This is a genomic window from Mycobacterium colombiense CECT 3035, from assembly GCF_002105755.1.
GTDB lineage: Bacteria > Actinomycetota > Actinomycetes > Mycobacteriales > Mycobacteriaceae > Mycobacterium > Mycobacterium colombiense.
In genome coordinates this window covers 988,933-1,004,474 of sequence record NZ_CP020821.1, presented here as the reverse complement: position 1 = coordinate 1,004,474, position 15,542 = coordinate 988,933, and the positions used below count along the sequence as shown (strand labels likewise).

1 pseudogene (running past one end of the window) is annotated in these 15,542 nt (G+C 70.9%); it reads right to left on the bottom strand.

Features of this window, described 5'->3' with window-relative positions:
• Positions 1-15,542 (bottom strand): annotated as a pseudogene (locus B9D87_RS27915) (non-ribosomal peptide synthase/polyketide synthase) (it extends 15,764 nt beyond the left edge of the window).

Below are 15,542 nucleotides of genomic sequence, written 5' to 3'. Positions count from 1 at the left end.
ACCACGGCCACCAGCACGTGCTGGTCGTCGCGGATCCGGAAAAGCTCTGCCCGCAACGGGATTTGGGCCGACAGGTCGAAGGTGTAGCGGGCCGTCTCGCCGATCGCCTCGTCCAGCTGGCCTGCCGACCAGCCGCCGGCGTCGACGATCTCCCAGCCGAAATCGGCCTTGTCCGGGGGGATTACCACCTGATGTGGGGTCCCCTCCGGGGCCGCGAACAGGGTGCGCAGGCTCTCGTGGCGGGCCACCACGTCGCCCAGGGCCGCACCGAGCGCCTCGGCGTCGAGGCGGCCGTCCAGCCGCAGCGCGGCCGCCATGTTGTAAACCGGTGAGGGGCCCTGCAATTGGTCGAGGAACCACAACCGGTTCTGCGCGAACGACAGCGGGACGACGGCGGGCCGCTCACCGGCCGTCAACGGGTCCAGTCCGGTTCCGCCCTCGCCGATCCGGGGTGCCAGCTGGGCCACCGTGGGCGCCTCGAACACGACGCGCACCGCGAGGCCGGCGTCCAGGCTCGCGTTGATCGCGGCGATCAGGCGCATGGCGGAGATGCTGTCGCCGCCGAGGTCGAAGAAGGAGTCGTCGACGCCGACCCGTTCGACGTCGAGGATCTCGGCGTAGATGCCGGCCAGGATTTCCTCGGTGGGCGTTTCCGGGGCGCGGTATTCGCCGGCGGTGTATTCGGGTGCGGGCAGGGCGCGGGTGTCGAGCTTGCCGTTGGCGGTCAACGGCATTGCGTCGAGGGTCATGACCGCGGCGGGGACCATGTAGGCGGGCAGCCGCTCGGCCAGCGCGGTGCGCGCCGCGGCCGCGTCGGCGCTGCCGGTGACGTAGCCGACGAGGCGCTTGTCGCCGGCGCGATCCTCGCGGGCGATGACGACGGCCTGCTCGACGCCGTCGAGTCCGGCCAACGCGGACTGGATTTCGCCGAGTTCGATGCGGTAGCCGCGAACCTTGACCTGCTCGTCGGCGCGCCCGAAGTACTGCAGTTGGCCATCGGCGTTCCAGCGCACCAGGTCGCCGGTGCGGTACATCCGGGTGCCGGCCCCGCCGAACGGGCAGGCGACGAACCGCGACGCGGTCAGGTCGGGCCGGCCGACATACCCCGCGGCCACACCGGATCCGGCGACATACAGCTCACCGACGACGCCGGGCGGCACCGGCCGCAACGACTCGTCGAGGACGAACAGCGCCGCCCCCGTCACCGGGGACCCGATCGGCACCGGCCCGTCGGCGGCCGAGCCCGGCGCCAGGGGCGCGCTGATGGTCACGCACATCGTGGTCTCGGTCGGGCCGTAGGCGTTGACCATGACCCGTCCGGGCGCCCACTGGTCCACCACCTCGGCCGGGCAGGCCTCGCCGGCCATCACCAGCGACACCGACTCCAGCCCCTCGGGCGAGAGCATCGCCACCGCCGACGGCGTCTGGGTCAACACGCTGACCTGTTGGGCGACCAGAGCGTCGTGCAGGTCTTGCGGCGAGCGGGCGACGGATTCGGGCACCACGACCAGCCGGCCGCCGCGCAGCAGCGCGCCGAAGATCTCCCACACCGAGACGTCGAACGCCAGCGAGTGGCTGTGCGACCACACCCCCGCGGCCGGCAGGCCGGCATCCAGCGATCCCAGCAGCTGCGTCACGTTGCGGTGGGTGATGGCAACGCCTTTGGGCACACCGGTGGTGCCCGAGGTGTAGATCAGGTAGGCGACACCGTCCGGTGTCGGCAGCGGCAGTCCCGTTTCGGGCTGGGTGTCGATGCGCCGATCGTCGACGTCGATGACGGCCACGCCGTACCCGTCGAACCGCCCGGCCAGGTCGGCGGTGGTGACCGCGACGACCGGCTTGGCGTCGCCGAGCATGAACTCGATCCGGGTGTCCGGCGAGGACGGATCGATCGGCAGGTAGGCCGCCCCGGTCTTGAGCACCGCCAGGATCGACGCGATCGCCTCGGCCGACCGCGAAAACAGCAGCGCCACAGTCTGTCCGGGGCCGGCGCCGTGGTCCACCAGGTAGTGCGCCAGCCGGTTCGACGCCTCGTCCAGCTGGCGGTAGGTCACCGACAGGCCCTCGCACACCAGCGCGACGGCGTCCGGTGTGCCGGCGACGTGGGTGGCGAACAGTTCGGGCACCGACGTGGGTGCGCCCGCGGGACGGGTCAGAACGCCGTTGTTGCCAAGCTCTTTCAGGCGGGCGTGCTCGGCCTCGTCGAGCAGGTCCACGGACGACAGCAGGTGGGTGGGATCGGCGGTCATCGCCGTCAACACCCGCCGCAACCGCGCGATCAGCGTCTCGATGGTGGCCGCGTCGAACACGTCGGTGCGGAACTCGACCCGCCCGCCGATGCCGGCGGCCTCGCCGGCGGCGTTCCAGCGCTCGGCGAGTGAGAACACCAGGTCCATGCGGGCCGACTGGTCCTCCACCGGCACGGACGCGACCTCGAGATCGCCCAGGGCCAGGCCGGCGGCCGGGTCGTCGTGCCCGGCGAAGTTCTGCCAGGCCAGCATCACCTGCACCAACGGGTGATGCGTCAGGCTCCGGGTCGGGTTGACCCGCTCCACCAGCACCTCGAACGGCACGTCCTGGTGCTCGAAGGCCTCCAGGCTGCGCCCCTGTACGCGCTCCAGCAGCTCGGCGAAGCTGGGGTCGCCGGCCAGGTCGATCCGCAGCACCAGGGTGTTGACGAAGAAGCCGACCAGCCGGTCGAGGGCGGGGTCGCGCCGGCCGGCGATCGGGAAGCCCACCGCCACATCGGAACTCGCGCCGATCTTGGACAGCAGCACCGCCAGGGCGGCCTGTACGACCATGAAGCTGGTGGCGTTGTGCTCGCGGGCCAGACGACGCACCTGTTCCTGCAGCTCCGCCGGCCAGTCCACCACCACGCTGTCGCCGCGCTGATCGGCCACCGGCGGGTAGGGCCGATCGGTAGGCAGCTGCAGCCGTTCGGGCATGCCGGCCAGCACCTGCTCCCAGTAGGCCAGCTGGCTGCCGATGCGGCTGGCGCTGTCGTCGAGGTCACCGAATTGGGCCCGCTGCCACAGCGTGTAATCGATGTACTGCACCGGCAATTCGGCCCATTCGGGGGCGTGTCCGGCGCACCGGCCGGTGTAGGCCACGCTCAGGTCGGCGCCCAGCGGCGTCAGCGACAAGCCGTCCGCGGCGATGTGGTGCACCACGATCACCAGCACATGCTCGTCCTCGGCAACCGCGAAAAGCTGTGCCCGCATGGGGATTTCGGCGGCCAGGTCGAACGTGTAGCGGGTTGCCGCCTTGATGGCGTCGTCCAGCCGGCCGGCCGGCCATGCGGTGGCGTCGACGACGTCCCAGCCGAATTCGGCGCGCTCGGCGGGCACCACCACCTGCTGCGGGGTCCCCTCGTGCGCCGGGAACAGGGTGCGCAGGCTTTCGTGGCGGCCCACCACGTCGGCCAGCGCCGCGCCTAGGGCCTCGGCGTCGAGCCGCCCGCGCAGCCGCAACGCGGCCGCCATGTTGTACAGCGGTGAGGGGCCCTGGAATTGGTCGATGAACCACAACCGGTTCTGCGCGAACGACAATGGAACCACCGGCGGCCGCTCACCGGCGACCAGCGGCTCCAGGCCGCCCGCGCTCTCCGCGGCGCGCGGTGCCAGCTGCGCGACGGTGGGCGCCTCGAACACCACGCGCACCGGAAGGTCGCTGTGCAGCGCGGCGTTGATCGCGGTGACCAGGCGCATGGTGGACAGCGAGTCGCCACCGAGGTCGAAGAACGAGTCGTCGACGCCGACGCGTTCGACGCCCAGGACCTGGGCGTAGATGCCGGCCAGGATCTCCTCGACCGCGGTGCTGGGGGCGCGGTAGTTGTCGACGGCCCGGTAGTCGGGCGCCGGCAGGGCGCGGGCGTCGAGCTTGCCGTTGACCGTGACCGGCAGCGCGTCGAGCACCACCACCGCGGCCGGCACCATGTAGGCGGGCAGCCGCTCGGCCACCGCGGCGCGCGCCGCGCCCGGGTCCGCCGACCCGGTGACGTAACCCACCAGGCGCTTGTCGCCGGGCCGGTCCTCGCGGGCGACCACGACGGCCTGCTCGACGCCGTCGAGCGCGGACAGCGCGGCCTGGATCTCGCCGAGTTCGATGCGGTAGCCGCGCACTTTGACCTGCTCGTCGGCGCGGCCGAAGTAGCGCAGTTGCCCGTCGGGACCCCAGCAGACCAGGTCGCCGGTGCGATACATCCGGGTGCCCGGTTCGCCGAACGGGCAGGCCATGAACCGCGACGCGGTCAGCCCGGGGCGACGCCAATACCCGACGCCCACGCCTTGGCCGGCCAGGTAGAGCTCGCCGACCACGCCGGCGGGCACCGGGCGCAGCCACTCGTCCAGCACGAAGAAGGCCGCGCGGGTCACCGGTGAGCCGATCGGCGGGAAGCCCGACCCGGCCTGCAGCGGCGTGCTCTTGCACGCCCACATGGTGGTCTCGGTGGGGCCGTAGACGTTGACCATCACCCGGCCCGGCGCCCAGCGGTCGACCAGCTCGGGCGGGCAGGGCTCGGCGCCGATCACCAACGACGTCGCGTCCAGGCCGTCGGTGGGCAGCAGTCCGACGGCCGAGGGGGTTTGGGTCAGCACCGTGACGCCCTCGCGGACCAGCAACGTGTGGAACTCCTCGGGCGACCGCGACACCGCCTCGGGCACGATCACCAGTCGCCCGCCGTGCAGCAACGCCCCCCAGATCTCCCACACCGAGAAGTCGAACGCATACGAGTGGAACTGCGTCCACACCTGCTCGGCCGACAGCGCGAAACCGAGGCGCAGGTCGTCGAACAGCTGCGCGACGTTGTGTTGGGTCACCGCAACGCCTTTGGGCACACCGGTGGTGCCCGACGTGTAGATGATGTGGGCCAGGTCGGTGGGAGCCGGCGCGGGCGGCGCGGTGCTGGGCCGCGTCGCGACCGCGGGATCGGCCACGTCGACGACGGTCAGGTCGAAGCCGTCGAACCTGTCGGCCAGCTCGGCCGTGGTGACCGCGGCCGTCGGGCCGGCGTCGGTCAGCATGAACTCCACGCGGGTGGCCGGCAGCGCGGGGTCGATCGGCAGGTACGCCGCCCCGGACTTGAGCACCGCCAGAATCGCCACGATCGCGTCGGCCGAACGCGAAAACAGCAGCGCGACAGACTCTCCCGGGCCGGCACCGCGGTCGACCAGGTGGTGCGCCAAGCGGTTGGCCGCCTCGTCGAGGTCGCGGTAGGTCATCGACCGGCCCTCAAAGGTCAGCGCCACCGCGTCCGGGGTGCGCGCGGCCTGCGCGGCGAACAGCCCGGCGACCGTCACGGGCTCCATCGCCTCGGTAAGGACGGCCTGGTTGCCCCACTCCGCCAGGCGGGCGTGCTCGGCGGAATCCAGCAGATCCACCGAGGACAGCCGCCGCCCGGGCTCGGCGGTGACCGCCGTCAAGAGTCGTTGCAGGCGTTCGATCATCGACTCGACGGTGTCCGCGTTGAACACGTCGGTGCGGTACTCGGCCGTGACGGCGATGCCGGCCCGCTGACCGGATTCGGTGAACCGCTCGGCCAGCGAGAACGTGAGGTCCATGCGAGCGGTGTTGGTGTGCACCGGCATCGGGGTGACCTGCAGGTCGCCCAGGGTCAGCCCGGCCGCGGGGGTGCTGACCTCGCCGGGGAAGTTCTCCCAGCCCAGCAACACCTGGATCAGAGGGTGATGCGTCAGGCTTCGGGTGGGGTTGAGCCGCTCCACCAGCAGCTCGAAGGGCACGTCCTGGTGCTCGAAGGCGGCCAGGCTGCGCCGGCGCACCTGGGCCAGCAGCTCGGCGAAGGTCGGGTCCCCGCCCAGCTCTTTCAGGTCGACGCGCAGCACCAGGGTGTTGACGAAGAACCCGATCAGCTCGTCGAGCGCGGGTTCGGGGCGCCCGGCGATCGGGAAGCCCACGGCCACATCGTCACTCGCGCTCATCTTGGCCAGCAGTGCGGCGAACGCGGCCTGGATCACCATGAAGCTCGTCGCGTTGTGCTCGCGCGCCACCCGGCGCAGCTGTTGCTGCAGCTCCGCCGGCCAGTCGACGGCCAGCCGGGCGCCGCGGTGGTCGGCGACCTGCGGGTAGGGCCGGTCGGTGGGCAGCTGGAGGCGTTCGGGCAGCCCGGCCAGCGTGTCGGCCCAGAAGTCCAGCTGCGCATGGATGCGGCTGTCGCTGTCGTCCACGTCGCCGAGATGCGCACGCTGCCATAGCGTGTAGTCGACGTACTGCACCGCCAGCGGCGCCCATTCAGGGGCCTCGCCGGCGCACCGGCTGGCATAGGCGATCCCGAGGTCGCGCGCGAACGGCGCGATCGACATCCCGTCCGCGGCAATATGGTGCACCGCGACCACCAGCATGTGTTCGCCTTCGCTGACGCTGAAAAGCTCTGTGTGCAGCGGGCTTTCGTTGGCCAGGTCGAAGGTGTAGCGGGCGGCGGCCGCCATGCCTTCACGCAGCCGGTCCTCAGGCCACCCGCGCGCGTCGATGACGTCGCAGGCGAAGCCGATCCGCTCGGCGGGAACCACCACCTGTTGCGGGACGCCGTCGGCCGACGCGAACACCGTGCGCAGGCTTTCGTGGCGGCCCACCACGTCGGCCAGGGCGGCGGCCAGCGCGTCGGCGTCCAGGCGTCCGCGCAGCCGCAGCGCGACCGTGATGTTGTACATCGGTGAGGGGCCCTGGAACTGGTCGATGAACCACAGCCGGGTCTGGGCGAACGACAGCGGGATGACCGCGGGCCGCTCCCCCGCCACCAGCGGCTCGGGCCGATCGCCGCCGCTGCCGGTGAGCAGCGCCAGCTCGGCGACGGTGGGCGCCTCGAAGACGGCCCGCACGCCGAGGTCGGCGTTCAAACTTGTGTTGACGGCGGCGATCAGGCGCATCGCCGACAGCGAGTCCCCACCGAGGTCGAAGAACGAGTCGTCGACGCCAACCCGCTCGAGCCCGAGCACCTGCGCGTAGATGCCGACCAGGATCTCCTCGACGGCGGTGGACGGGGCGCGGTACCGATCGGCGTCCTGGTATTCGGGCGCCGGCAGGGCCTTGCGGTCCAGCTTGCCCGAGCTGGTCATCGGGAATTCTTCAAGCGCCACAATGTGAGTCGGCACCATGTACTCGGGCAGCCATGCGCTGAGCCGCTCGCGCACCTCACCGATCTTGGTGTTGGTGCGGGGGTCGTTGGCGTGGCTGCTGCGTTTGTGGGCGCCGGCGGGCGGCAGGTAGACGTCGGTCAGGGCGGAGGCGTTGTCGTCGGCCGCGAGGAAGACCGCGCTGAGCGTGCCCCGCTGGGCACCCCAGGTCACCGCGACGCGGTATCCGGCGGTCTCGCCGAGACGGTGCAGTTCCTCGCCGACGACGGCGTCGGCGCGGCTTTCGGCGTCGGCCTCGGCCAGCGCGTCGGCCAGGGGAAGCCCTGCGGCGAGCGCGTTTTCGACGGCGACGTCGGTGATCAGCCCGGTGCGCGGGATGTCGGTGACGCGGACGGCCGCGGGGCGTTCGGTGGTCAGCGCGTCGCGCAGCCCGTCCAGGCTTGCGCACCGCTCCCACGCCCAGGTGGGTTCGGCGGCCACCGAGCGCACGGGTGCGGGAGCCTTGTGCAGCACGACGTCGTAGCGGTGCTGGTTCAGCTCGTTGTCGGCCATTCCGCGTTTGATGCGGATGTCGACACCCACCGCGGAGTCGCGCGAGTCGGCCCAGGTGGTGAAAAACTCTGGGGCCAACAGCAATTCGGTTTCGCCGAGCATCGCGTGGCGCACCCGCCGGCGGATTTCGGTCGCGTTCGCGGCGCCGCCGCGGGCCAGCGCGATCGCGGTCTGGAACGCGCCCTGCAGAGTGTGGTTGCGGATGTCACCGATGAACACCGAGCCGCCGGGGGCCAGCAGCTCCATCGACTTGTCGATGACCTCGGCCAGGTATCCCGCGTTGGGGAAGTACTGCACGACCGAGTTGAGGATGATCGTGTCGAAGTGGCCGCGCGGCAGCCCGTCGGTGACGTGGGCGGGCTGGGTCAGCAGCTCGACCCGGTCACGCCACGGCAGTTGCAGCCGCTCCATGGAGCGCGCCAGGCTGTCGATCGCGACGGGCGAAAAGTCGGTGGCGACATACTGATCGCACTGCGGCGCGATCTGGGACAGCAGCAACCCCGAGCCCGCGCCGATCTCCAGCACGCGCCGCGGGCGCAGCGACATGATCCGGTCGACGGTGGCGGCACGCCATTCGACCATCTCCTCGAGCGGGATGGCCTCGCCGGTGTAGCTACTGTTCCAGCCGCGGAAGTCGTCGCCGAAGCCGGCCGCCAGGTCGGCGCCGTACAGGTCGTCGTAGAGGTGTTGCCACTCCTCGACGTCTTCGGCGTCGTTGTCGGTGGTGGTGGCGTGATCCAGCGTCACGTAGGCGACCAGGTGCGAGCCGGTGGCGCCGTCCTGCACGGTGACGGCGGCCTGGGTGACCTGCGGGCAGGCCAGCAGGGTGTTTTCGATCTCGCCCAGTTCGATGCGCTGGCCGCGCAGTTTGATCTGGCTGTCGGCGCGCCCCAGGTAGTCCAGCGTGCCGTCGGGCATCCAGCGGACCAGGTCGCCGGTGCGATACATACGCGTTCCGGGCTCCCCAAATGGGTTGGCCACGAAGCGTTCCGCGGTCAGGTCGACCCGGCCCACGTAGCCATGGCCCAGCGCCGGTCCGCTCAGGTACAGCTCGCCCACCACGCCGACCGGAACCGGGTTCAGCCATCCGTCGAGCACCCGGGCGCACACGCCGGCGATGGGGGCGCCGATGCGGACCGGTTGCCCGGCGTGCAACCGTGCGCAGGTGACCCAGATGGTGGTCTCACTGGGGCCGTAGCCGTTGAACATCTGGCGATCCGGCGCCCAGGCGTCCACCAGCTCCGGCAGGCAGGCCTCCCCGACGGCGACCAGCGTCTGCAGCGCATCCAGGCGTGCGCGATCCAGCGTCGACACCACGGTGGGGGTCAAGATGGCGGCAGTCACCCGCTGGTTCTGCAGCAACGCGGTCAGCGCGTCACCGGCGTACACCTGCGGCGGCGCCACCACCAGCGCGGCACCGGATCCCGCGGCCAGCAACAGCTCTCCCACCGATGCGTCGAAGGTGGGCGAGGCGACCATCAGCACGCGCGCGTCGGAGCCCAGGCCGAACAGCTCGCGCTGGGCCGCGGCCCAGCCCAGCAGGCCGGTGTGGCTCACCGCCACACCCTTGGGGACACCGGTGGACCCCGAGGTGAAGATGAGGTACGAGGTGTCGTCCGCGCGCAGCGGCGACAGCCGATCGGCGTCGGTGATCTCCCGCGCGGAGTACCCGGACAAGTCGAGGCCGTCGATGCGCACGATCGGTCGCGCGCCGGCGCCGGCGACTTCGTCGGTGCCGCAGGTCAATACGCACACCGCGTCGACGGCGTCCAGCACCGAGGCGATGCGCTCCACCGGGTGGTCCAGATCGACCGGCGCGTAGATGCCGCCGGCCTTGACCACCGCCCACCAGGCGACCACCAACTCGGCGCACCGGTCAACCGCCACGCCGACGGCGCGCTCGGGACCGACACCCGCATCGATCAGCTTGCGCGCCAACCGCGTTGACCACTCGTCGAGTTCGCGATACGACAGTTCCCGGGCACCGTCGACCACGGCCGGCGCGTCCGCGTCGGCGGCCACCGCCGCGGCCAGCAGCTGCGGCGCCACCCCCACCGGCGCGCTCACGCCGGCGCCCGACAGCCGCTCCAGCACCAGCTCGCGGTCGTCGCGACCCAGCAGGTCGATCGACGACAGCCGCCGGCCGGGGTCGGCCGTCATCGCCACCAGCACCCGCTGCAGCCGCTCGACCAGCGCCCGGATGGCGCCGGCGTCGAACACGTCGGTGTCGAATTCGATGTGCAGCCCGAGTTCGCGGCCCGGCAGGGCCTCCACCGTCAGCGGGTAGTGGTTGTATTCGCGGTTGCTGAATTCGGCGATGGCCAACCCGTCTTCGCCCAGCGTCATGCCGCTGTCGATCGGGTAGTTCTCGTAGACGAACAGCGTGTCGAACAGTTGGTCGTGACCGGTGACGCGGTGAATCTCGCTGAGCGCCAGGTGCTGGTGCTCGAGGGCGTCGTTGTGGCTGTTCTGCAACTGCGCCAACAGGTCCGCGGTGGTCGTGGTCGCGGTGATGTCGGCGCGCACCGGCACGGTGTTGATCAGCAGCCCGACCATCTGTTCGGCGTCGTCGACCTCCAGCTGGCCGACCCGGGACCGCGGGGTGCCGAAGACGACGTCGTGTTGACCGGTCAGCGAGGTCAGCACCAGCGCCCAGGCGGCCTGCAGCACGGTGCTCAAGGTGGTGTGGCAGGAGCGCGCCAGCTCGGTGAGGGCGGCGGTGGTTTGCTCAGGCACGCAAGACTTTTCGAAGCCCCGGGCGCCCTGTCCCAGGTGTCCTTCCGGCGCGACCAGGGTGGGGGTGTCGAAGCCGTGCAACACCTCACCCCAGGCCTCGCGGGCGGCGTCGAGGTCTCGGGCGGCCAGCCAGGTGAGGAAGGCTCGGTAGGAGCCGGCGGCGGGCAGCCGCTGGCCGTAGTAGCTGGTGAAGATCTCGCGCAGCAGGATCGGCAGCGACCAGCCGTCGAGCAGGATGTGGTGATTGGTCAGCACGAAGCGGTGCCGGCCGTCGGCGGTGCGGACCAGCGCGGCGCGGAAGGCCGCCTGGGCGGCGAGGTCGCCGACCGCGGCGCGTTCGGAAACGCACAGCCGCTCGATCAGCTCGCCGGCCTCGGCGTCGCCGATTCCGCCGAGTTCGAGGTAGCGCCACTCGACGACGGGGTCGGCGGGGATGATCTGCACCGGCTCGTCGTACTGCTCGCAGAACAGCGCCGCCAGGTGCGGATGCCGGTTGACGACGGTGTGCACCGCGTCGCGCAGGCGGTCCGGATCCAGCGGCCCGGTGAGGGTGAAGTCCAGTTGCACCGCGTACATGTCGTCGCTGCCCTGCGCGGTGCTGGAGTGGAAGAGCAGGCCCTGTTGCAGGGGGGTCAGCGGCAGGATGTCGGCGATGTGGTGTTGGCGCGCCAGCTCGTCGATCTGCTGCTGGCTCAGGCGCGCCGGCGCGATGTCCGACGGGGTCAGGCCGCCCCCACCGGAGCGCACGTGCGCGCAAACACCGGCCAGGGCCTCGAACCACAGCTGGCTCAGCCGGGTGATCTGGCTCGCATCGAGAACCGATGGCGCCCAAGTCCATTCGGCGTGCAGGTGCGGTCCGGTACCGGTGTCGATGGTGCCGGCATTGAGCTCGACGGTGTGCATCAGCGGCATGGGCACCGCCGCGGCCGCACCGATCAACGACAGGCCGTCCTGGCTGATCCGCCAGCCCTCGCCCGCCGAATCGGACGCCGCGCCTTGGCGTCCCAGGTAGTTGAAGGCGATCGACGGGTCGGGGCCGGTCAGGTCGGCGTCGGCGTTGAGGTACCGCAGCAGCCCGTAGGTGAGCGGGTCGGGCAGGGCCCGCAGCTGTTCCTTGGCGCGCTTGATCACCGCGCCCAGCGCCGCGTCGCCGCCCGCCACCTGCGCCCAGCGCAGCCCGGCCACTCCCAGCGACACCGGGTACTTGGTGGTGAACCATCCGACGGTGCGGGACAGGTCGATGTCGGCACCGAGCTCCTCATGGCGGCCGTGGCCCTCGACGTCGATGCCGATCGCATCGGCGCCCTCGCCCAGGAATTCGGACCAGGCGAGGCCGAACGCGATCAACAGGATGTCCTGGATTCCCGCGTGGAACGCCGTTGGCACGTCACCGATGAGCGCCCCGGTCGTCTCGGCGTCCAGCTCCACCGACAGACGGCCGGCGGAGGCATACGTATCCGTTTCGGGGTTGGCCGCGGGCAGCGCGGCGGGCGTCGCCGCCACCTTCTTCCACGCGCCCAGCTGGCTCACGACGTCGGGACGCTGGGCGTGCTCGGCCAGCACCGTCGACCAGCGCGCGAACGAGGTGCCCGCCGGCGGCAACTCCACCGGCTGCCCCGCGCTGTGCAGGGCCCAGGCAATGTTGAGGTCTTCCAACAGGATCCACCACGACACCGCGTCGACGGCGAGGTGGTGAATGATCACCGTCAGCTGGCCGGTGGACTCGACCCACAGCGCGCTCAGCATCGCCCCCGTGGCAGGGTTCAACCGCGAGCGCGCGTCCAGCAGCGCCTCGTCGGACAGCGCGTCCACCGACCGCAGGCAATCCTCGGCCCGCACCGAGCCGCGTTCGGGCACCTGCAGTGACCAACCGCCGGCCGCGTCGTCGTCGACGCGCAGCCGCAGCATGCCATGCCGATCCACCAAGGCCTGCAACACGATTGCGACGTCGGCTTCGGTCACCCCGGCGGGGGCCTGGACCATCACGGTCTGGTTGAACTGTTCGATCGGGCCGCCGGCACTCTCGATTCCGTGCAGCCACTGCATGATCGGGGTGGCCAGCACCGGGCCGACGCCCTCGTCCACCACGTCGGAGGCCCCGTCGCTCACGCCGGCCACCCGGGCCAGGCGCGCCACGGTCTGTTCGACGAAGACGTCGCGCGGCCGGCAGGTCAGGCCGGCGGCGCGCGCCCGCGCCACCACCTGCAGCGACAGGATGCTGTCGCCGCCGAGCTCGAAGAACGACTCGTCAACGCTGACCCGCTCCACGCCGAGCACCTCGGCGTAGATGCCGGCCAGGATCTCCTCGAAGGCGTTGCCCGGGGCGCGGTATTCGCCCGTGCTGTATTCGGGCGCAGGCAGGGCGCGGGTGTCGAGCTTGCCGTTGACCGTCAGGGGCAGCGCCTCGAGCACCACCACCGCGCTCGGCACCATGTAGGCCGGCAGCCGGTCGGCCAGCGCGGCGCGCGCCTCGACCGGGTCGGCGGCGCCGGTGACGTACCCGACCAGCCGCTTGTCGCCGGGACGGTCCTCGCGGGCGATCACCACCGCGGCCTCGACCCCGTCGAGCGCGGCCAGCGCCGCCTGGATCTCGCCGAGCTCGATGCGGTAGCCGCGGATCTTGACCTGCTCGTCCGCACGCCCCAGGTAGCGCAGCTGACCGTCGTCGCCCCAGCACACCAGGTCGCCGGTGCGATACATCCGCTCGCCGGGCTCGCCGAACGGGCAGGCCACGAACCGTGACGCGGTCAGTCCGGTCCGGCCCACGTAGCCGGCGGCCACCCCGCGACCCGCGACGTACAGCTCACCGACCACGCCGGCGGGCACCGGGCGCAACCACCCGTCCAGGACGAACAACGCCGCCCCCGGCACCGGCGAGCCGATCGGCACCGCCCCGGACTCGGCCCGCAGCGGCGCGCTGATCGCCACGCACATCGTCGTCTCGCTCGGCCCGTACGCGTTGACCATGACGCGCCCGGGCGCCCAGCGGTCCACGACCTCGGCGGGGCAGGCCTCGGCGCCGATCACCAGCGCGGTGGAATCGAGACCCTCCGGCGACACCATCTGCACGGCGGACGGGGTTTCGCTGTAGACGGTGACCCCTTGCTCGACGAGCAAGTCGTGCAAGTCCTCCGGCGAGCGCGCGACGTCGTCGGGGACGACGACCAGCCGCCCGCCACGCAGCAGCGCGCCGAAGATCTCCCATACCGAGAAGTCGAACGCATACGAGTGGCTCTGCGACCACACGCCCGGCGACGGCAGGCCGGCATCCAGCGACTCCAGCAGCTGGGTGACGTTGTGGTTGGTGATCGCCACGCCCTTGGGCGTACCGGTGGTGCCCGAGGTGTAGATCAGGTACGCGAGGTCGGCCGGATCCGGCGCGGGCAGCGGCGTGCCGGGTTGCGCCTCGATACGCGGGTCGGCGACATCGATGACCGTCATGTCGTGGCCGTCGAGCCGGTCGGCCAGATCGGCCGTGGTGATCGCGGCCACCGGGTTGGCGTCGGCGAGCATGAAGCCGATGCGCGCGTCCGGTGACGCCGGTTCGATGGGCAGGTACGCGGCACCGGTCTTGAGCACCGCCATGATGGACACGATCGCCTCGGCCGACCGCGGCAACAACAGCGCCACGTACTCACCCGGGCCGGCGCCCTGACCGATCAGCAAGTGCGCCAATCGATTAGCCGCCTCGTCGAGCTCGCGATACGTCATCGAGCGATCAGCGCAGACCAGTGCCACCGACTCGGGTGAGCGGTCCACGTGCGTGCCGAACAGCGCAGCCACCGACAGCGGCGCGCTCGCCGGGCGGCTCCAAACCGCCCGATTACCAACCTCTTCCAGGCGGGCGCGCTCATCGGGGTGCAGCACATCCAGCGACGACAATTGCAGGCCCGGATCGGCCGCCATGGCCGCCAGGATCCGCTGCAGCCGCTCCCCCAGATCCGAGACATCGAAGTTCGAGAAGGGTTGCCCGGTGCCGACGGTGCTCAGGAACTGCTGATCGCCGAATCCCAGAAAGAACAGCCCGAAGTGGCCCACCGGGCCGAAGCTGGTGTATTTCGCGGTCGCCGGCACGTCGCCGAGGCTGAGCGTGAGGCGCGCCGGGACGAAGTTGACCACCACCCGGTTCGGCGCCTGCCGCGGACCGCTGAAGTCACCTTCGCCGTCCAGCGTGCGGGTCGGGAATTGCTGATGCCGCAGCGCTTCCCGTGATCGCGTGTCGACGTGCCGGCAGAAGTCGGCGAACGTCGTGTCCGGCGCGGCCTTGAGCACCAGCGGCACCACCCCGGCGAGCATGCCGGGATGCGTCTTGGATTTCGGGTCGGGGCGCCGGCTGACCGGGAAGTCGAGCACGACTTCGTCCGACCCGTCGGCGGACCAGCCGCGCACCAGAAGCGCGCACGCCGCCGTCAGGACCGACGACCGGCGGATGCCCAGCGTCTTGGACAGCTCCTTGACCTTGCCGACCACCGATTGATCCAGTTGCACTGGCGGAGAAGGTGAATACGGATCCCGCCCGTCGTCGGCCGCGGTCGCCGGGTAATCCGCACCGTCACCCTCGGGACGGTGGGCGGCCCAATACTCTTGGTCTTCAACGAATTTGGGCGACGCCTCGTATTCCAACTCGCCGCTGACCAGGTCGTGCAGCGAGCCGAAGAAGGCCGGCGGAATCGGTTTCCCGGAGGCCAGCGCGGAATAGACGGCCGCGATGCGGCGACCGATCAGCGCGATGCCCATCCCGTCGATGGCGATGTGATGGCAGGTGGTGAACCAGTAGTACTCGTCGGGGGCCGTCCGGAACAACGCGAACTTGATCATCGGGCCGGTGAGCGGCATCGGCGTGTTCTGAATCGATGAAGCCGTCGCGCGGACTTCCCGCTCGGGATCGCGCGACTCGGTCAGGTCATAGAAGACCAGATCGACGTCGTCGTACTCGACGGCCTTCTGGAAGACCTGGCCGTCGACCTCGAAGAACGAAGCCCTCAGGCTCTCAGCCTCGTTCACCACGTGTCGCATAGCCTGATGCAGCAACCCGGTGTCGATCGCGCCCTCGATGTGCACGAGTACGCCCAGCTGCCAGGCCACATCGAAGTAGCCAGTTTGTTGCGCCAGCCAGATGTCCAGCTGGCCCCGCGTCACGGGAAGTGCCCGGTCAGCACGCTCCAC